The following is a 19,477-nucleotide window of genomic DNA, read 5'->3' on the forward strand; positions in this document are numbered from 1 at the left end:
CGCTTGAGACATGTCCGAGAAGGCCTATTACGTCACCACCCCGATCTACTACGTCACGGCCCCGCCGCACATCGGCAGCGCCTACACGACGGTGGCCGGGGACGTCCTGACGCGCTGGCACGCGCAGCGCGGCGAGCGCAAGTGGTACCTGACGGGTACCGACGAGCACGGCGAGAAGGTGATGCGCAGCGCCGAGGCGCAGGGCATGACGCCGCAGGCGTGGACGGACAAGCTGGTCGAGGAGGCCTGGAAGCCGGCCTGGGTCGACGTCGACATCGCGTACGACGACTTCATCCGGACCACCGAGCAGCGCCACACCGAGCGGGTCCGCGAGTTCTGGCAGACGCTGTACGACAAGGGCGACGTCTACAAGGGCGAGTACGAGGGCCTGTACTGCGTGGGCTGTGAGGAGTTCAAGCTCCCCGCGGACATCCGGACCGACGAAGACGGCACGCAGCGGTGCATGATCCACGGCACCGAGCTGGAGACGGTCTCGGAGACCAACTACTTCTTCCGGCTCTCGGCGTACGCCGACAAGCTGCTCGCGCTGTACGACGAGCAGCCGGACTTCGTCGCGCCCGCCAGCGCCCGCAACGAGGTGATCGCGTTCGTCAAGCAGGGCCTGCAGGACCTGTCGATCACCCGCTCGACCTTCGACTGGGGCATCCCGGTGCCGTGGGACGAGGACCACGTTCTGTACGTGTGGATCGACGCGCTGCTCAACTACGTGACGGCCGCGGGCTACGGCACCGACCCGAAGCGGTTCGAGGAGCTGTGGCCGGTCGACGTGCACCTGGTCGGGAAGGACATCCTCCGGTTCCACGCGGTGATCTGGCCGGCCATGCTGATGGCTGCCGGTGTCGCCGTGCCTCGCCAGGTGTTCGCGCACGGCTGGCTGCTGGTCGGCGGCGAGAAGATGAGCAAGTCGAAGCTGACCGCGATCGCGCCGCACGAGATCACCGACCACTTCGGCTCGGACGCGTTCCGGTACTACTTCCTGCGCACGATCCAGTTCGGTTCGGACGGCTCGTTCTCCTGGGAGCACCTGAGCGCGGTCTACACCTCCGAGCTCGCGAACGGCCTGGGCAACCTGGCCAGCCGGATCGCGGCGATGGTCGGCAAGTACTTCGACGGCGTGCTGCCGGAGCCGACTGACCACGGACCGGCCGAGCAGGCGCTGGCGGACAAGCTCGCGCAGACCGTGGCCACTGCGGACAAGGCTCTGGACACGCTGGCGTTCCAGGACGCGCTCGCCGCGATCAACGACCTCGTCGGCGCGGTCAACGGGTATGTCACGGAGCAGGAGCCGTGGAAGGTCGCGAAGGACGATTCGAAGCGGGACCGCCTCGCCACGATCCTGTACTCCGCGGCCGAGACGCTGCGCGCGGTCGCCGTACTGCACAACCCGACGATGCCGAAGACGTCCGCGAAGCTGTGGGAGCTGCTCGGCGCCGAGGAGAAGCTGGGCGCGCTGAAGGACCAGCGGGTGCAGGACGCCGGGACCTGGGGCCAGCTGCCGGCCGGCTCAAAGCTGACCAAGGGAGAGCCGCTCTTCCCGCGGCTCGAAGAGAACTGATCGGAACAAACTGACGCCGCCGCCCGGGAATGCCGGGCGGCGGCGCAGCCTTTTCTTGTAGCAACAACCAAGTCGAGGAGGCTGTCGCATGCGGGCTGTGGTGTTCGAGGAGTACGGCGATCCCGAGGTACTCAAGGTGCAGGACGTGCCGGAGCCGCATGCGGGCCCCGGGCAGGTGCGGATCAAGGTGCACGCGGCCGGTGTGAACCCGTACGACACGAAGATCCGCCGAGGCTTCACGAAAGATTTCGCGCCGGCGAAATTCCCCGCGATCCCGGGGTTCGAGGTCGCCGGGGTGGTGGACGAGGCCGGTGACGGTGCTGCCTTCGCGGTCGGCGACGAGGTCGTCGGCTGGTCGACCGGCGGTTCGTACGCCGAATACGCGCTCGGCGGCAACGTGACCCGCAAGCCCGCGGGCCTCGGCTGGGAGCAGGCCGTCGGCGTACCCGTGGCCGGCGAGACCTCGCAGCGGGTGCTGGACCTGCTTGGTGTGAAGTCGGGCGAGACGATCCTGATCCACGGTGCGGCCGGGGCGGTCGGCTCGGTCGCCGTACAGCTGGCTGTGGCGGCCGGTCTCACGGTGATCGGTACGGCGTCTCCCGCGAACCACGACTACCTGCGCTCGATCGGCGCGATCCCGGTGGCGTACGGCGACGGTCTGCTCGAGCGGGTCCGCGAAGCGGCGCCGCATAGCGTCGACGCGGTGTTCGACACCGCCGGTATGGGCGGTCTCGAGGAGTCGATCGAGCTCCGGGGCGGCACCGACCGGATCGTCACCATCGCCGACTTCGGCGCGGCCGAGCTCGGCATCCAGGTCTCCGGGCGTGGCACAGGCACCCCCGAGGAGGTCCGTGCCGCCCTCGACGCCCAGCTCCAGGCGGCCGCCGACGGCAAGCTCACGATCCGGATCGCCGGGACCTTCGCCCTCGCGGACGCAAGCAAGGCCCAGGCGCTGAGCGAGTCGGGCCACGCCCGCGGCAAGATCGTCGTAGTTCCGTAGGCGGACCTCCACCACTGATCAACCTGCGTCCACGACGGCGCGGCGCCGCGGCTCAGGCGTAGACCCGGACGGCTGCCGCCGGTTGATCAGTGGTGCGGGTACTGCCTCAGGCATAGGCGAACCGGGACTGCGGCGTCGGGACGTCGTCCACGCGTGGGTCCCAGCGATCGACGAATGTCACCCCGGGCGGGACCTCGATGGATTTCGTCGATGTCCAGCCGCGGGTGAGGGTCGGGAAGTCCGGCACGTCCGGGTGGTAGTGCGGCTTGCCGGTGCCGAGGAGGTCGCGCGCCATCGGTGCGCTGCGTGCCTGGTACCGGAAGTCGGCGGAGAGCCGCAGCCGCTTGGTCCGGTTCGGCATCGCGCCGTGCACGGTCAGGCTCCCGAACAGCAGCACGTCGCCCGGCTGGTACGACGTCGTACGCCACTCCGGATGGTTCTCGTCGGCCTCGGCCCGCATCATCCCCGGCCCGTCGGACGCCTTCACCGGCAGTACGCCGAGCCGTGGCGACCCGGCGTACACCCGCAGCCCGCCGATCTCCGGCGGCGCCGGGCTCAGCGGGAGCCAGGTGGTCAGTGTGTCGACGCACCCCTGGATGAACCGGTAGTCCTGATGGATCGGCGTCGGATTCGCACCCGGCGACGGCGGCGCGATCCGGCAGATGTGCGCCGGATGCGCGAACGCCTCCTCACCCAGCAACTGCGAAGCGAGCCCGATCAACTCCGGCCGTACGGCGAGTTCGTGGAACGCCTGCGTGCTCTGGATCGCCGTATATGCACCGAAGAACCCTGCCGACCCCTCCTCGACAGCCCGCCCCGAAGCCACCAACTCCCGCGGATCCGCATCCCGCGCCAACCAGTCACTGTCGTACAAGATCCGCGCCAGCTGCTCGTGCACATCGGTGACCACCTGAACCGGCAACAACCCCCGAAAGAACAGGTAGCCATCCGCCCCGAGCCGCTGCCGCAGTACGGCGTCGTCCGCCCGATCGGCGTACGAGTCGGTCAGTTCCTTCATCTGTCGTTTCCGATCTTGTCCATGGTGGCGGCGATGTCCTGGACGGGGGTCTTGTCGAGGAAGAGGTCGTTGGCGGCCTTGTTGATTTCGGTGGACTTCGAGGTCCAGCCGTCGGCGATCGGGAGGTTGACCGTGCTGCCGGCGGCGGAGTCGAGGAAGGGCTGGACATCGATGCCCTTCTTCTGCCAGAACGCCTGGTAGCCGGCGCCGGCGTCGGTGAGGGCCGGGATGATGTAGCCCGCGTCGCCCATCAGGCGTTGTGCTTTCTCCGTGCCGAGGAAGGCGACCAGCTTGCCGGCCTCCTCCGGGTGCTTGGTCTTCGCGAACATCGTCTCGGCGAGGCCGTTGATCACCACCGTGCGTCCGGCGGGTCCGGCCGGCATCGCGGCGACACCGATCGGGAACTTCACCTCGGGCAGCGCGAACGGGAGCAGGGCGTTGTTCGCCGGGAACATCGCGACCTCGCCCCGATAGAACATCTCGGTCGCCTGTCCGGTCGGTGGGTTGGTCCGCGTGCCGTCCGGCGACACCTTCCATTTGAAGATCAGGTCACGGGCGAACTGCAGCGCCTCGACCGACTTCTGGCCGGCGAAGTCGAACGTGCCGTACGGCTTGTCCATCGCGTGGCCGCCGTTCGAGGCGATCCAGTTCAGCCACTGCGTCTGGTTGTGGTTCCACGAGCAGAAGCCCCACTGCTTGGTGCCGACGGTCAGCTTGCGTGCGACCTCGAGGAAGCTGCCCGAACCGTCCGGCGCCCAGGTCAGCTCGGCCGGCATCGTCACGCCGGCCTTCTTGAACAGGTCCTTGTTGTACAGCAGCCCGACGATGCCCATGTCCTTGGGCATCCCCAGTTGTTTGTCCTCGAACTTGTAGGACTGCACGACGTTCGGGTTGTACGCGTCGAGCTTGAGCCCGGCCTTCGAGATCAGGTCGTCGAGCGGCGCGAGCACGCCCTTGCCGGCGAAGTCGGGGAAGTAGTCGACGGTCAGCCAGAACACGTCCGGCGCCTTGCCGCTGGCCAGTTCGGTGGTGAGCTTGGTCCAGTACTGGTCCCACGGCAGCACCTCCATCCGGACCGTGATGTCCGGGTTCTCCTTCGTGAACTCCGCGAACACCGCCTTGTAGCCGATCTCCTGCTGCTCGTCCCACAGGCGGTAGACGAGCTCGACCTTGCCGCCGCCACTGCTCGCCTTGTCGTTCGACGAGCCGCAGCCCGCGAGGGCGAGCACACTTCCGGCGCCGATCAGAAAAGTCCTCCTGGACAAAGACATGAGAGCCTCCGACTACTTGAGCCCGGTAACTGCGACCGAGCGGACGATGAAGCGCTGGAAGACGATGAACAGGACCAGCAGCGGCGCCAGCGCGATCAGGCTGCCGGCCATCACGGCGTTGTAGTCGACGCCGATCTCCCCCTTGAACAAGGCGATCCCGACCGACAACAGCCGCTTGTCCTCGCTGCTGGTGATGATCAGCGGCCAGAGGAAGCTGTTCCAGTTGGCCACCACGGCGAGTGTGGTGACGGTGACCAGGATCGGTTTCGACAACGGCAGCACGATCGACACCAGCGTCCGGACCCGCCCGGCGCCGTCGATCCGGGCGGCGTCCTCGAGATCCGCGGGAATGCCGCGGAAGAACTGGCGGAGCAGGAAGATCGCGTACGGCGTACCGAGCATCGTCGGCAGCATCAGGCCGGCCCAGGTGTCGACCAGGCCGAGCTTCTGCATCATCAGGTACAGCGGGATCATCGTGACCACCGGCGGCACCATCAATGTCGACAGATAGACCCAGAACAACGCGTCCCGGCCGGGGAACGACAGCCGCGCGAAGGCGTACGCCGCCAGCACCGCGAACACGACCTGGCCGAGGGTGATCCCGGCCGTGACGAGCGTCGTGTTGACCAGGTAGCCGCCGAAACCGGATGCGAACAGCCGGTGGAACGCCGCCGTGCTGGGCGGCACGCCGGGCTCCCACGGCATCGTCTCCGACAGTTGCCCCGGCCCCTTGAACGCGGTGAGCACGGTCAGGAAGTACGGGAAGATCGCGAGCACGCAGCCGGTCACCAGGACCGCGTACACGAAGATGCGCAGTTTCATCCGGACACCTCATAGGTCGTGCGGCGTTCGAAGTACACGAACTGGGAGATCGTCGCGATCAGCACCACCGCGAACAGCAGCACCGAGATCGTCGACGCGTAGCCGAAGTCGAACTTCTTGAACGCCTCGTCGTAGATCAGGTACGTCGTCACCTCGGTGCTGTCACCGGGGCCGCCCTCGGTCATCACGAAGATTGTGTCGAAGGCCTGGAACGAGCCGATCACGTTGGTGATCAGCACGAACAGCATCGTCGGCCGCAGCAGCGGAAGCGTGATCGAGAAGAAGTGCGCGACCGGGGACGCGCCGTCCAGCGACGATGCCTCGCGCAACGACGGCGGGATGTTCTGCAGGCCGGCCAGGAAGAACAGCATGTTGTACCCAGCGAACTGCCAGATGTGCACCGCGGCGACGCTCGGCATCGCGAGGACCGGCGACGACAGCCAGGCTGGACCGTGGACGCCGAACAGTCCGAGGAACTGGTTGAGGGCACCACGGCCCGGGTCGAAGATCCAGCTCCAGACGAGACCGAGGGCAACGGGCGTCGCCATCCATGGGATCACGAGCAAGGCGCGGAAGTACTTCATCCCTCGGAGCTTGCGGTCAACCAGGAGCGCGAGCAGCAGCGACAGGATCGTCGTACCCGGCACGCAGATGATGACGTAGTACAGCGTGACCAGGAGCGAGTGCCAGACGTCGGAGTCGGTGAACAGCTTGCGGTAGTTGGCGAGCCCAATGAATTCCGGTGTCGACAGCAACTTCCAGTCGAACAGACTGAGGACGAGCACGATCACCACGGGCGCGAGCAGGAAGCCGAGTACGCCGACCAGACTCGGTGCGAGCAGGGCATAGGCGGCGGCCGTCTGTTTGTAGGCCCCGATCCGCTGCGTACGGCGAGGCGCCGGCCTAAGCATCGGGATCCTTCAACGGGTGCGGCCGCGGCGAACTCGGCACGAGCAGCTCGCGGGTGCGATCGAGCCCCCAGCGATCGAGCGAGCCGATGGGATCGCTCGACATCCGCAGACCCGGACCTTCGGCGATGTGTTCTGCCCAGATCTCCCGATCCTGGACATCGGGCCGCACGATCAGGCAGTCGGAGTCGTTGGCCCACCACCGGCCGTGCAAGAACTCACGCGCCACCGACGTGGACCGGGCGCCGCGCTGACCGGGCTGACTGATGTCGCCGGACGGCGGGTCGACCAACGGATCGGTGTCGGGCGAGATGCGCATGCAGTCGACCAGCCCCAGGCTCGGCAGGATCGGAGCGCCGCAGCCGTGCAGGATCCGGTTCGGTCCGACGGCCTCGCGCAGCAGCCGCATCCCGTGCCGGTACGCCGCGATGCCGTCGAGCTGCTCGTGGCGCGGTCCCTCGATCGCACCGGCGTACACGAAGTCGAGCTTGAAGTGGTCGTACCCCTGCCGGCACAGCTCGGTGAAGACGTCCTGGATGTGCTGCGCCGCACCGGGGTGGGTCACGTCGAGGACCAGTTGCTCCTGGCCCCAGTTGGTGCCGGCGGTGATCCCCGGGACCAGCCACTCGGGATGCCGGCGGGCGGTCTCGCTCCTGCTGCCGACCAGGAACGGCGCCACCCAGATCCCGGCCCGCCGGCCGCTGGACCGGATGTCGGAGGCCAGCCGCACGGTCGAACCGAAGTCCGCGCGCGGTGTCAGCCAGTCGCCGATCTCCGCCTGGTATCCCTCGTCGAGCAGGACCAGGTCGACGCTGAGGTCGTGCTGGTCGAACTGGCGGACCTCGGCCATCACATCCCGCTCGGTGACCTTGCCCCAGTACGCGTACCAGCTGCACCAGGACGGACCGAACACGCGGACGGGCGGTGCACCGGCGGCGAAGGTGTCGGCCCAGTCGGCGAGCGCCTGGTTCGGGTTGGCGTGCTTGCTGATGGTGAGTCGTACTTCGCCGTCCGCGGAGATCAGCAGCCGGCCGTTGCGGATCTCCGCGCGGATCGACGGGACGGCGTCGGGCGTCGTCGCGGTAACGGTGGTGACTTCGCCGGCGGTCGCGACCGCGAGGAGACCCTCGCCCTGGAACCGGCCGGCCTCGACGCCGGGGCGGTACGCCATCACGTGATGGTTCGGGGCGGTCGGCCGCGGCGGCGACGCGTCGAGCCGGTACCAGCCGCTCGGGCTCCAGGACTGCCAGCCGTGCTCGAAGACCAGTGTGGAGGCGTCGTACTCGAGCTCGGCGACGGGTGCGAAGGGCACGGATGACTCGATTCGTCGGGTGCAGGATCTTGCTAATCTTGGAGCCCTCACGAGGGGATCCACCATGACGGAGCCTGCTGACTTCGAGCACGATCTTGCTACTCAGGTGCTGATCGAGCTGTACAGCGAGATCCCGCCGCCGAGCAAACTGGTGACCGGCCACTTCCACAGCGGCGGCGACTATCGCGTCGTCCGGCCGGACGGTGTGGGCAGCTGGTATCTGCTCTACACCGCGTCCGGGACAGGCCGGTATCTCATCGGCGAGAACAGGCTGACCCTGCGCCACGGCGATGTCGTACTGGTCAGCCCGGGTACGCCGCACGACTACGGGACCGTCGGCACCTACTGGGAGTCATGGTGGGCGCACTTCCAGCCGCGGCGTGAGTGGCACGGGTGGTTGTCGTTGCCACAGGCAATGCCCGGGCTGTCGTACGTACGGCTGACCAGATCGTCGGAGACCGACCGCGTGGTGTCGGCGTTCGACCGGTTGCACCGGGACGCGCAACGGGCCGGGCTGTCGCCGACCGGCGACACCGAGCTGCACCTGCTGGAGAAGAGCGTCGCGACCGAGCTGACGATGAACGGCATCGAGGAGGTGCTGCTGACCGCGGTCGCGAGCCTGCGCCGGGAGACGCAGCACCTGGACGCCCGCGTTCAGCTGGTGCTCGAGGCAATCACCGCGGATCCGGCGCGGCCGCACACGCTGACCTCACTCGCCGGGCTCGCCCAGGTGTCGGTCTCCCGGCTTGCGCATCTCTTCAAGGAGCAGGTCGGTGATTCGATCATGAACGTCGTACTCGCGCTCCGCCTGCAACGCGCGGCCGAGCTTCTCGGCGCGACCGACATGTCCGTCGCGCAGATCGCCGCAGCGGTCGGCTTCGACTCGCCGCACTACCTCAGCCGCCAGTTCGGCCGCCGCTACGGGATCTCGCCGACCGCCCACCGCGCCAAGGTCAGGAACCCGGAGCTAGAGCTATATTGAGCTCGGTCGCCGCCGCGTAATCCGCCCCGCCGGCCAGTCCGATCAACCGCACATAGCGGGCCGTCGTTGCGGCTGGGAGTCGGGCGATCTTCGCATCGACGCTGCCGTCCCATGACCCGGTCGTCGCCGATCTGAACGTGATCCCGTCGAGGCTCGTCTGGACGTCGTACGACGAGATCCGGCCGTTGGGCACGTCGGCGTCCTGGCGTGGGGTGTAGACGAGCGCTTCGATCGCACGCGGCGCCTTCAGGTCGAGGGTGATGTACTGCGGGAGCGGCGCGTGCGGACTCCAGTTCGAGTGCCACATCGTCGTGCAGTTGCCGTCGATCGCTGCCGTTGCGCTGTTGGTGGGCGAGCCCTGGCTGGTGGCCGTAGCGGTCATCTCGCTCTGCGGCAGCAGGTTCAGCGGACCGAACGGGCCGTCGACCGGCGGCGGCGTACCGGGGATCGCGGTGACACGTCCGAGACTGGGTGCCTTGAGCAACGGATGGGTCCGGAGATAGTTGAGGAAGACCTCCTGGCCCATTTTCGGAGCCCGGGTCAGCTGGGTGTACTGCTGAAACCCCGGATAGCCGTACTGCGCTCCGTGCAACGGCATCGCCGCGCTCGTCGTCACGCGGTACGTCTTGTCGGGCTGCAGCGGCTTCCCGTTGATCAGGACCTTCGCCGGATCGATCCGGTCGCCGACGGGTCTGCCCAGGTCGTAGGTGTAGCCGAAGTTCGCCGAGGTCGCGAGCGCGGACAGCCTGCTGCACCCGTACGCGGGCGGGATCCATTGCTGCTCGAGGACCGCCTCGACCGTCGCGCCCTTCATCGAGAGCGTGGTGATCGGCGAGATCCCGGCGACCGGCCACGCTTCGCCGTACGTCACCGTGCCGGCCTTGAGACCGGCGGCGATCACGTCGACGCCGAGGTCGGCCGGTACCAGCGCGAAGTCGCCGTCCGCCTCGGCCTTGTAGAGGTCGGCGACCAGGTTGCCGGTCCGGCTCTCCGTCGTGGTGGCGAAGTCGAGATCGCGGTCGAGCTTCGTCAGCGGCTGTGCCTGCCGGGCCGTCCACTTGTCCATCCAGTACTTCACGATCTGCTGGATCTTCGGATCAGGCGTGAGGTCCTTCGTGACCGCGTGGTTGGTCGCGGTCGTCGCGGACCGGATCACGTCACCGGTCGCGGGATCGATCGACAGGTTGACCTCGCCGAGCACCCGGCCGTGGTTGCTTGCCTCGAGCACCGGACGCGGTACGCCGTTCGGGTCCGGGATCATGCAGTTGAACGCGGTGTGCCAGTGGCCGCCGAGGATCACGTCGATGTCCGGCGACAGCGCCCGCGCGGCGTCGAAGATCGGACCGGTCGGACTCTTGCACTCGTCGTACAAGCCGCCCTGCTGGCCGCCCTCGTGCATGCTGACGACGATCGCGTTCACGCCCTGGGCCTTCAGAGCGGCCGCCGCCCGGTTCGCGGCGTCCACCACGCCCTGGAACTCGAACCCGGACCCGTCGATCGACAGCGTCTCGGTCGGCGTACCCGGGAAGCCCAGCCCGATGAACCCGATCCGCTGCGAGCCCGCCTGCGCGATCCAGTACGGCGGGAGCACCGGCCGCTTGGTCCGCGGGTCGACGATGTTCGCCGCGTGGTACGCGTAGTCGGTGCCGTGGAAGTTCCGGCCGGTGGAGTCCTTGAAGCAGCTGTCGAAACCGGGCTTGCCGTAGCAGGCCCCGGTCTGCATCCGGCGCAGGAACGGGAACTCGCGGTCGAACTCGTGGTTCCCGGCGACGTCGAAGTCCATCCCGAACGCGTTCAGCACCTCGATCGTCGGCTCGTTCGCGAACGCCTGCGTGTAGTCCGGCCAGCCGCTGAACTGGTCGCCCGAGCCGATCAGGAAGCTGTTCGGCTTCCGCAGCTGGTCCAGGTGTGCCTTGAGATAAGCGGCACCGCCGACCTGCTCGGTGCCGGACGGGCCGGCGATGGTCAGGTTCTCGGTCTCCGAGAGGTAGCCGTGCAGGTCGGTCAGACTGAAGATCTGCACCGGGATCGGCGGGGCGGTGTCGGTGTGTAGCGCTGTCATCGCGAGGCTGAGTACGGCGAGGACTGCGCTGAGCCTTCTGGGCATCGGCTGCTCCTGTCGGTCGGGCGGAACCGAGACGCAAATTACTGGCCTGCGCGTGCCGCGAACATGGCCGTGGGTGCTGACTTCCTGCACGATCCGGCTGACGCTTTTCTACAAGCGCATGAGGCCCGGGAACCGTACGGTCGGGGGGAGAGAGGAGATTGACGATGACTGGATACGTGGCAGTGGCCGAGACCGACATCGATGCGCCGGCGGCGCGGGTGTGGGAGGTGCTGACCAGCCCGGAGAAGCTGAAGGAGCTGTGGTTCGGCGCCGAGGTCGAGACCGACTGGCAGGTAGGCAGCCCGATCACCTGGACCGGTGAATGGGAGGGCAAGCCGTACCAGGACAAGGGCGAGATCCTCGCGATCGAGCCCGAGCGGCTGTTGAAGCTGACCCATTTCAGCCCGCTCACGGGGCAACCCGACGTACCGGAGAACTACCACACGCTGACCTACGAGCTGACCGGCGATACGCACTTGAAGCTCTCCCAGGACAACAACGCCGGCGAGGAAGAGGCCAAGCACTCGCAGGGCATGTGGGAGATGCTCGTCGCCAAGGTGAAGGAAGCCGCCGAGGCCCGATAGCGGGTTGTTTGATGGGTGCCTGGTTATTGCGCGATAGCCGTCACATAACCCGCTATCGACGCGGGCTGTGCGCGGCCAATGGCGCGGTGGATGCGGGTGAGGAGATTGGACGGGTGGGCTAGGTCGGGCCAGCGGACGCGGACGATCTGGTAGCCGAGGTCGAGCAGGCGGTCCTCGCGCACCTTCTCGGCGATCAGCGCCTGCCCGCCGCCATCGCCGTACTTGACGTCTCCGTCGAACTCGACGATCACGCCGTACTGCGTGAACAGGAAGTCGACCCGCGCAACCAGCGAACCGCCGGTGTCCCGGATCTCTGCCTGAGGCAACGGTGCAGGCAGGCCGAGATCCGCCAGCAGCACCCGCAGCCGCGACTCGGCGACCGACTCGGACCGCGCGTCACCGAAGAGAACGGCCCTGGTCGCCGTGCTGATGCCAGGCCGGCCGGTGAATAGTTGGAGGGCGGCTGCGAGCTGCGGTGCTGTTGCTATGCGCAACCGGAGTGCCTGATCCACGACGGAGACCGCAACGGGATAGCTGGTTGCCCGAACGGTTTCCACGACGGCTCGTGGACCGGCGGTCGTCCGTACGCCGTCAACCTCGGCCAGCGCGTCGACCGGCGGCCGCGGCGCGTGCTGGCAGACCGTGGTGCCTGACCGACCTGCGCCGACCAGTCTGGTGACATGTACTCGGCGCAGGTCGAGCTCCGACACCCGAACCCCCAGCAGGAACAATGCCGACTGATGGCTGACCACGGCCCGACCCCCCAACCGGTGGTACACCGCGCTCGCAGTACGCAGATGAAGCCAAGCGTCCCGCTCCCAAGCCGGCATCTCCCCGACCGCGGCTCCCGGCTCGGCGTACGCGCCCCGGGTCAGATGCACCCACCTCCCCGACATCACCTCCCGACGGAGGTCGGCATCGGAGTACCCAGCTGCGATCGCATCCCGCCGCGAGAACCATCCACCCCGCCGCGCAGCCACAACCTCAAGTCTCACGTCCATACCCCACAACATGCCGCGACCCGCACCCGTCGCCGCGCGCGACTTTCGGCCTGTGGACAGCGGTCGATCACCGTTTGTTTCGCCGCTGACGGGTTGTAAGCCGCCATCGGCGAAACAACCCGCCAGCGACTCAGGAACGGTTAGTAACCTAGGCGGTATGTCTGATGGTGTGGAGGTTGACCGCCCGACCCGGGAACGGGCTGCTGTGGGCGAGGACGGGCGGTCGCGGGATCGCAGTCGGCCCGCGGTGCCTGATCCGTTGCCGATGAGTGTGGTCGACGCGCACTGTCATCTCGACATCGCCGACGGCGAGGACGGTGCGTGGCTGAGCCCGGCCGAGGCGATCAAGCTGGCGTCGTCGGTCGGCGTCACGCGGATCGTGCAGGTCGGGTGCGATCTGCCCGGTGCGGTGTGGGCGGTCGAGGCGGCAGCGCAGTACCCGAACCTGATCGCGGGTGTCGCCCTGCACCCGAACGAGGCGCCGAAGCTGAAGGAAGCCGGCGAGCTGGACAGGGCGCTCGCGGAGATCGAGCGGCTGGCGTCGAGCTCGGACAAGGTCCGCGTGATCGGCGAGACCGGGCTGGACTACTTCCGGACCGGCGAGGACGGGCGTGCGGCGCAACACGAGTCGTTCGCCGCGCACATCGAATTCGCGAAGCGGCTGGGCAAGACGCTGATGATCCACGACCGGGACGCCCACGAGGACATCCTGCGCATCCTCGACCGCGAGGGCGTACCGGACCGCCTCGTGATGCACTGTTTCTCCGGCGACACCGAGCTCGCCCGCGAATGTGTCAACCGCGGCGCGTTCCTCAGCTTCGCCGGCGTCGTCACCTTCAAGAACGCCCAGTCCCTCCGCGACGCCCTGGCAGTCACCCCCCTCGACCGCATCCTCGTCGAGACGGACGCGCCATACCTGACCCCGTCCCCGTACCGCGGCAAGCCCAACGCGTCGTACCTGATCCCCCACACCGTCCGCAAAATGGCCGACGTCCTGAACATCTCCGTCCCCGAACTCTGCACAGCCCTCAACACCAACGCCAACAACGCCTTCGGCGGATCGTGGTAACTGTCCTCACCGACGCCGAGATCCGGGCGCGGCTGCGGCCGGGGCAAGCGGTGGGGTGGATGCGGGAGGCGGTTCTTGCTGCTTATGAAGGGCGGTTGCGTACGCCGCCGCGGGTGTCGACCGATCTCGGCGACGGGCGGCTGGTTTTCACGACGGGTGCTTTGGAGGGGGAGTGGTTCGGGTATCGGTCGTATGACTCCTTCGATAGCGAGCCGGGGCAGCAGGTTGTTGTGCTGCACGACTGGGGGAGTGGTCAAGTGCGGGGGATTGCTGTCGGCAACGAACTGGGGCCGCGGCGGGTGGGTGCGATCGGTGGTGTGGCTGTGGATGCGCTGGCGGATCCGGGCGCCGAGACCCTCGCGTTGATCGGGACGGGCACGCAGGCGTTCACTCAGCTCTGGGCGATATCAGCGGTACGACGGTTGGCCGGCGTGCGTGTGTTCAGCCGGGACCGGGATCGGCGAATCGCCTTTGCCAGAAGGGCTTCTGAGGATCTAGCGGTTCCCGTCACTGCAGTCGAGTCAGCCCGGGAAGCCGTCGAGGGGGCGGACCTGGTGGTGCTGGCTACCAACAGCCCTACGCCGGTGATTGACCCGGCGTGGGTCAAGGATGACGCCTTCGTCACCACGCTTGGGCCGAAGCAGCAGGGTCGCGCCGAGTTCGGGCCGGAGTTGATCGATCGGGCCGACCTTGTCGTCACGGATTCGATCGCGCAGACCCGGGCGTACGACCCGCCGTTCATCCTGTCCGGCACCCCGCAGCACGAGCGGCTGATCAGCCTCGGCGCGGCACTGAGCGGCAACGTGACGGGCGGGACCGTGCTGTTCTGCTCGGTCGGACTGGCAGGCACCGAGGCGTACCTGCTGGCGAAGCTGGTTTCGTGACCGGGCGGACGCCGACCGTCAACGTTCGCGCTGACCGTTGCGCGGGGTGCCGGACGGGCGCAGTCTGAGGGCGTCGGCCCGGTTCACGGACCGGCCTGCACAGGGGGAGGGGCAATGAGCGTTCTGATGACCCTGTAGGTGACTGGGGACCCCATGGCGATCGAGAAGTTGGGCGCCGACGACGGCGCGCTCTTCGAGGGTGTGATCGCGGACGCGTCGAGTCGCGGTCTGATCTCACATCACTTCTACGGCAGCGAGACCGAGGTTCTCGTGGTCGACGAGTGGCCCGACGAGGCGTCGTTCCGGGCGTTCTTCGAGCACTCCGGTCCACAGATCCAGGAAATGATGGCGTCGGCCGGCGTGACGTCCCGGCCGGAGCCGGAGTTCTGGCGACACCTGGACGTCGGCGACGACGTCGGGTGACGGCGCTGATAGACAGACCTCATGGAGTTCAGTGAGGTTGTCCGGCGGCGGCGGATGGTGCGGAACTACGACCCGGATCGGGCGGTTCCGGAGGAGGTGCGGGAACGCATCCTGGAGAACGGTCTCCGGGCGCCTTCGGGTGGATTCAGCCAGGGGTGGGCGTTCCTGACCCTCGAGGGTGACGAGCGGGAGCGGTACTGGCGGATCGCGGCCGAGGATCCGGACGAGAAGTATGTGGAGTGGATCACAGGCCTGCGGCGCGCGCCGCTGCTCGTTCTCGCGTTCGCGCACAAGGACGCGTACCTCGATCGGTACACCGAACCGGACAAGGGCTGGACCGATCGCGACGAGGGCCGCTGGACGGCGCCGTACTGGTACGTCGACACCGGGATGGCGGTGCTGCTGATGCTGCAGACGGTGGTCGACGAAGGCCTGGGAGCCTGCTTTTTCGGGCCTCCTGCGGACAAAACGCACCGGCTGCTGAAGGAGTTCGGCGTACCCCAGGGGTTCGATCTGGTCGGGGTGCTGTCGGTCGGGTACCGGGCCCCGGACAAGCGGTCGCCGTCGCTGAAGCGGGGTCGTCGGACGACCGCCGAAGTGGTGCATCGCGGCCAGTGGGGCAATCACCTGGCGTGACGACATATGTCGTCCCCGTTACACCCATTTGCGACTCGCCGACCAGGGGATTGGCACTTCCGGCATATCTTCGTTATGGTCCCGTGATGTTGGCCGGGATCGGGGAAGATTCCGGACAGCACATCCCCTCGGCGGGACCATGAGCTCCGGGCAGCCAGTCCGGCGTCGGCGGTCGGTGCCTGTGCTGTCCCACCCCGTGCCCGGGTAGCCCTACCTGGGAGCGTTAGTGCGTAAGTCCATCATCGTGGCCGTCGGTGCGACGGCTGCGTTCGCCGTCGCGGGCGGCTCCGTGGCCTATGCCGCGAAGAGCAAGACGGTCAGTCTCTCCGTCGACGGCCAGGTGCGGAAGGTTCACACCTTCGGCTCCACCGTGGCAGACGCCCTGAAGGCCGAGAAAGTTCAGATCGGTGCCCACGACGTGGTCGCGCCGGGTCCGGACTCCAAACTCAAGGACGGCCAGGAGATCTCGGTCCAGTACGGTCGCGAGCTGACGGTCAACGCCGACGGCACCAAGAAGGCCTACTGGACCACCGCCGACAGCGTGAACGAAGCGCTCGCCGACCTCGGTCTGCGGTACGACGGGGCCCAGCTGTCCACCAGCCGGAGCGCGCCACTCGGGCGCCAGGGGCTGGAACTGGTCGTGAAGACCCCGAAGACCGTGCAGATCGTCCACCTGGGCAAGATCGCGACGATCAAGTCGCTGGCCGGCACCGTCGGTGAGGCCCTGACCGAGGCGAAGATCCGCTGGGACGCCGACGACCGGATCACCCCGTCCGCCGCCACCCCGCTGAAGCTCGGCATCAACAAGATCGGCTACGTGCAGGTCCTGCAGAAGCAGGTCACCAAGACCCTGGCGGTTGCGCACGGCACCGACGAGACCAAGTCGGCGACGCTGGTCGAGGGCACGAAGAAGACCACGGCCAAGGGCACCGACGGCTCCAAGTCCGTCACGTACCTGTACACCTACCTGGACGGCAAGCTGTCGACCACGAAGGTGGTCGCGTCGAAGGTCGTCACCGCGCCGGTCGACGAGCAGATCCTGGTCGGCACCAAGCCGAAGCCGGCGGAGCCGACCACCACGACGACGGACGAGAAGCCGTCGGTCCCCACCAGCAGTGGTGGCGCGTGGGACCGGATCGCGGCGTGCGAGTCCGGCGGCAACTGGGCCGCGAACACCGGTAACGGGTACTACGGCGGTCTCCAGTTCGACCACGGCACCTGGGCGGCGTACGGCGGGACGGCGTACGCCAACAACGCCAACGGTGCCTCGAAGGCGCAGCAGATCGCGATCGCGGAGAAGGTCAAGGCCGACCGCGGTGGCTACGGCGCGTGGCCGGTGTGCGGCAAGAAGGCCTGAGCCTGACACACTGACGGCGTGAGCTCGTCTGATTCATCCACCTCCGCCGGACCGAGGCTTCTCGGTCCGGCGGAGGTGCGTTCACTGGCCGCCGCGCTCGGGGTTCGTCCGACCAAGCAGCGCGGCCAGAACTTCGTCATCGACCCGAACACGGTCCGAAGGATCGTGCGCGCCGCCGACCTGTCCGCCGGCGAGACCGTGCTGGAGGTCGGCCCCGGGCTCGGCTCACTGACTCTGGCGCTGCTCGCGGAGGGGCACCCGGTCACCGCGGTCGAGATCGACCCGCTGCTCGCGCAGGCGCTCCCGTCCACCATCGCGACGTACGCGCCCGAGCAGGCCTCCGCGTTGACCGTGGTCCAGGCCGACGCGATGGAGGTGACCCCGGCGGAGATCGGTACGCCGACCGCCTGCGTGGCGAATCTTCCGTACAACGTCGCGGTGCCCGTCCTGCTCCACCTGCTCCAGGTGTCCGACTCGCTACGCCACGGTCTCGTCATGGTGCAGTCCGAGGTCGCGGACCGACTGGCCGCCCCGCCCGGCTCGCGGACGTACGGCGTACCGTCCGCCAAGGCCGCCTGGTACGCCGATGTGCGGCGCGCCGGGCCCGTCGGGCGGAATGTCTTCTGGCCGGCGCCGAACGTGGACTCCGGGCTGGTCGCGTTCGAACGACGCGATCCGCCGGACACGCCGGCGAGCCGCGAGGAGGTGTTCGCGGTGATCGAGGCCGCGTTCTCGCAGCGGCGTAAGACGATCCGCTCCGCGCTGGCACGCTGGATGCCGGACCGCGCGCGGCTGGACGAGGTGCTCGCGGCAACGGGTATCGACCCGCAGTTGCGCGGCGAGATGCTCGGCATCACCGAGTTCGCGGCCCTCGCTGGTGCAGGTCGAACTCAGTAAGGCACTAACCTGTGCGACGTGCCACCTTCTGTTGAGGTCACGGTGCGAGCGCCGGCCAAGATCAATCTCGGTCTGTCGGTCGGTCCGCCGCGCCCAGACGGGTTCCACCCCGTCGCCACGGTGTACCAGGCCGTCGCCCTGTACGACGACGTCACCGCGCAGGTTCGGGACGACGACGGCGAGGTCTCGGTCGAGATCGTGGGGGACTTCGCGGACGACGTACCGGCCGACGAGACGAACCTCGCGGTGAAGGCGGCCCGGCTGCTGCAGGCGGAGTACGACGTCGACGAGGGTGTCGACCTGACCATCCGCAAGACGATCCCGGTGGCCGGCGGCATGGCCGGTGGATCGACTGACGCCGCAGCGACTCTGGTGGCGTGCAACCGGCTGTGGGGTCTGCAGCTCACGCAGACCGAGCTGCAGCATCACGCCGCGGAGCTGGGCAGTGACGTGCCGTTCTGCCTCGTCGGGCACACCGCTCTCGGTCAGGGCCGCGGCGAGCAGGTCACCGAGGTGATGTCCCGCGGGACGTTCCACTGGGTGTTCGCGGTCGCCGACGGCGGCCTGTCCACCCCCGAGGTGTACGCCGAGCTGGACCGCCTGCGACCGCTGCGCCGCGTCGAGGCACCGCAGGTCCGTCCTGAACTGCTGTCCGCGCTGCTGTCCGGTCAGCCCGGCGCCCTCGCTGTTGCTCTCAGCAACGACCTGCAGGCGGCCGCGTTGTCGTTGCGTCCGGAGCTGGGTGACACGCTCCAGTTCGGCCTCGACCAAGGCGCGCTCGCCGCGCAGATCTCCGGATCCGGCCCCACCTGCCTGTTCCTCGCCGCCGACAGTCGCAGCGCGGTAGACCTGGCCGTCGAACTCGCCGAGTCCGGCCTGTGCCGCATGGTCCGCCAGGCCGAAGGCCCCGTCCCCGGCGCCCGAATCCTTCCCGCCATCGTCTCCCACTAGTACGCTTAGCTAAGTGGACTAAGGGGGGATGATGGGCGAGCCTCCTCCGCAGTACAACATTCATGAAGCGAAGACGCAGCTGTCTCGGATCATCGAGCGGGTAGAGCATGGCGAGGAAGTCGTCATCAGCCGCGCCGGCCGTCCTGTCGCAAAAGTAGTTCCGCTGCCTACTGCCCGCCGGCGGACTGGGTGAGGCTCGCTGGCAGATCAGATCAGCCTGGCTGACGACTGGGACTCGCCAGAGACGAACGCACAGATCGCCGATGACTTCAGCATTCCCACGTGACGGAACGACTGTCTGGGAACTCTCGATCAAGCAGGCGGCTGGGAAGATCAACCTGCCGGACAACCTGCTGGAATGGATCGAGCGTGGTGGTCTCAGCGAGTTGCCGATCTCCATGGCGCATGCCGACCTCGCCGGGCGGTTGCCGGCGATCCATCGGGATCCCTTCGATCGGATGCTGGTGGCCCAGGCTCTCGTCGAGAAGTTGACGCTGGTGACTCGCGACGGATTCATCCAGCGGTACGACGTACCAGTCCTCAAAGCCTGAAAATCGCTCGTCCACGCCCTGGGTGTGGTGTTACGGTCCGACTGGCCCTTAGTGCAGAGACAGGAGACCGGGATGCGCCGCGGATCGATCGACCTCATCGGTTCTGATCGTTTCGACGCATTCGCGAG

Annotated in this window: 20 protein-coding genes; 13 read left to right on the forward strand and 7 right to left on the reverse strand. The window is 67.8% G+C overall.

The features are described 5' to 3' along the window. Positions 1-10 precede the first annotated feature (10 nt). A complete protein-coding gene (metG, locus tag EV653_RS30885; RefSeq protein WP_134107996.1) occupies positions 11-1,576 on the forward strand; it encodes a methionine--tRNA ligase in 1,566 nt (521 codons plus the stop codon). Between the two features lie 88 nt (positions 1,577-1,664). Further along, positions 1,665-2,576 carry an NADP-dependent oxidoreductase gene (locus EV653_RS30890; protein WP_134107998.1) on the forward strand — a complete coding sequence of 304 codons (912 nt, stop codon included), beginning with the start codon at positions 1,665-1,667 and terminating at the stop codon, positions 2,574-2,576. Between the two features lie 106 nt (positions 2,577-2,682). Here EV653_RS30890 and EV653_RS30895 read toward each other — a convergent pair whose 3' ends face one another. Genes EV653_RS30895 through EV653_RS30915 form a run of 5 tightly spaced genes read right to left on the reverse strand, consistent with a single transcriptional unit; the run spans position 2,683 to position 7,907 of the window. After that, entirely contained in the window at positions 2,683-3,594 is a 912-nt protein-coding gene (locus EV653_RS30895) for a phytanoyl-CoA dioxygenase family protein (RefSeq protein WP_134108000.1), read from the reverse strand. Then, positions 3,591-4,865, reverse strand: coding sequence for an ABC transporter substrate-binding protein (locus EV653_RS30900; protein ID WP_134108002.1), 1,275 nt, complete (start codon positions 4,863-4,865; stop codon positions 3,591-3,593). The genes EV653_RS30895 and EV653_RS30900 overlap by 4 nt, the downstream gene beginning before the upstream one ends. Positions 4,866-4,877: 12 nt before the next feature. Next, the gene (locus EV653_RS30905; protein WP_134108003.1) at positions 4,878-5,687 is read right to left on the reverse strand and encodes a carbohydrate ABC transporter permease; all 810 of its coding nucleotides are present in this window, start codon (positions 5,685-5,687) and stop codon (positions 4,878-4,880) included. After that, a complete protein-coding gene (locus EV653_RS30910) occupies positions 5,684-6,598 on the reverse strand; it encodes a carbohydrate ABC transporter permease (protein ID WP_238160549.1) in 915 nt (304 codons plus the stop codon). Before EV653_RS30910 ends, EV653_RS30905 begins: the two co-directional genes overlap by 4 nt. Further along, positions 6,591-7,907 (reverse strand): glycoside hydrolase family 36 protein, encoded by a 1,317-nt coding sequence (locus tag EV653_RS30915; protein ID WP_202871907.1) that lies wholly within the window; start codon positions 7,905-7,907, stop codon positions 6,591-6,593. The genes EV653_RS30910 and EV653_RS30915 overlap by 8 nt, the downstream gene beginning before the upstream one ends. A gap of 64 nt (positions 7,908-7,971) precedes the next feature. On the opposite strand from EV653_RS30915, the gene EV653_RS30920 reads away from it, so the two are divergent. After that, positions 7,972-8,889, forward strand: a complete 918-nt coding sequence (locus EV653_RS30920; RefSeq protein ID WP_134108007.1) for a helix-turn-helix domain-containing protein — start codon at positions 7,972-7,974, stop codon at positions 8,887-8,889. Here EV653_RS30920 and EV653_RS30925 read toward each other — a convergent pair. Continuing rightward, positions 8,861-10,996 carry a discoidin domain-containing protein gene (locus EV653_RS30925; protein WP_134108009.1) on the reverse strand — a complete coding sequence of 712 codons (2,136 nt, stop codon included), beginning with the start codon at positions 10,994-10,996 and terminating at the stop codon, positions 8,861-8,863. The genes EV653_RS30920 and EV653_RS30925 overlap by 29 nt on opposite strands. Before the next feature lie 164 nt (positions 10,997-11,160). Between EV653_RS30925 and EV653_RS30930 the strand changes: the two genes are divergently transcribed. Then, positions 11,161-11,580, forward strand: a complete 420-nt coding sequence (locus tag EV653_RS30930) for an SRPBCC family protein (RefSeq protein ID WP_134108011.1) — start codon at positions 11,161-11,163, stop codon at positions 11,578-11,580. A gap of 23 nt (positions 11,581-11,603) precedes the next feature. Here EV653_RS30930 and EV653_RS30935 read toward each other — a convergent pair whose 3' ends face one another. Continuing rightward, entirely contained in the window at positions 11,604-12,581 is a 978-nt protein-coding gene (locus EV653_RS30935) for a type IV toxin-antitoxin system AbiEi family antitoxin domain-containing protein (protein ID WP_134108013.1), read from the reverse strand. Positions 12,582-12,738: 157 nt separating this feature from the next. Here EV653_RS30935 and EV653_RS30940 point away from each other — a divergent pair, with 157 nt between their 5' ends. From EV653_RS30940 to EV653_RS30980, 9 genes are all read left to right on the forward strand, one after another. Further along, a complete protein-coding gene (locus EV653_RS30940) occupies positions 12,739-13,650 on the forward strand; it encodes a TatD family hydrolase (RefSeq protein WP_134108015.1) in 912 nt (303 codons plus the stop codon). Further along, a complete protein-coding gene (locus EV653_RS30945; protein WP_134108017.1) occupies positions 13,644-14,534 on the forward strand; it encodes an ornithine cyclodeaminase family protein in 891 nt (296 codons plus the stop codon). The genes EV653_RS30940 and EV653_RS30945 overlap by 7 nt, the downstream gene beginning before the upstream one ends. Positions 14,535-14,687: 153 nt before the next feature. Continuing rightward, complete coding sequence (locus tag EV653_RS30950; RefSeq protein ID WP_134108019.1) at positions 14,688-14,957, forward strand: hypothetical protein; 270 nt, start codon at positions 14,688-14,690, stop codon at positions 14,955-14,957. Positions 14,958-14,978: 21 nt separating this feature from the next. Next, a complete protein-coding gene (locus tag EV653_RS30955) occupies positions 14,979-15,593 on the forward strand; it encodes a nitroreductase family protein (RefSeq protein ID WP_134108021.1) in 615 nt (204 codons plus the stop codon). Positions 15,594-15,819: 226 nt separating this feature from the next. Further along, a complete protein-coding gene (locus EV653_RS42345) occupies positions 15,820-16,950 on the forward strand; it encodes a resuscitation-promoting factor (RefSeq protein WP_134108023.1) in 1,131 nt (376 codons plus the stop codon). An 18-nt stretch (positions 16,951-16,968) separates the two neighbouring features. Continuing rightward, on the forward strand, positions 16,969-17,847 hold the full coding sequence (gene rsmA / locus EV653_RS30965) for a 16S rRNA (adenine(1518)-N(6)/adenine(1519)-N(6))-dimethyltransferase RsmA (RefSeq protein WP_134108025.1): 879 nt from the start codon (positions 16,969-16,971) through the stop codon (positions 17,845-17,847). Between the two features lie 18 nt (positions 17,848-17,865). Then, positions 17,866-18,798: a 4-(cytidine 5'-diphospho)-2-C-methyl-D-erythritol kinase gene (locus EV653_RS30970; RefSeq protein ID WP_202871908.1), complete on the forward strand. Its 933-nt coding sequence runs from the start codon at positions 17,866-17,868 to the stop codon at positions 18,796-18,798. Between the two features lie 31 nt (positions 18,799-18,829). Beyond that, positions 18,830-18,991 carry a type II toxin-antitoxin system Phd/YefM family antitoxin gene (locus tag EV653_RS42770; RefSeq protein WP_202871909.1) on the forward strand — a complete coding sequence of 54 codons (162 nt, stop codon included), beginning with the start codon at positions 18,830-18,832 and terminating at the stop codon, positions 18,989-18,991. Between the two features lie 70 nt (positions 18,992-19,061). Continuing rightward, positions 19,062-19,349, forward strand: coding sequence for a type II toxin-antitoxin system VapC family toxin (locus EV653_RS30980; protein WP_134108031.1), 288 nt, complete (start codon positions 19,062-19,064; stop codon positions 19,347-19,349). Positions 19,350-19,477 lie beyond the last annotated feature (128 nt).

The organism is Kribbella pratensis (assembly GCF_004365355.1).
GTDB lineage: Bacteria > Actinomycetota > Actinomycetes > Propionibacteriales > Kribbellaceae > Kribbella.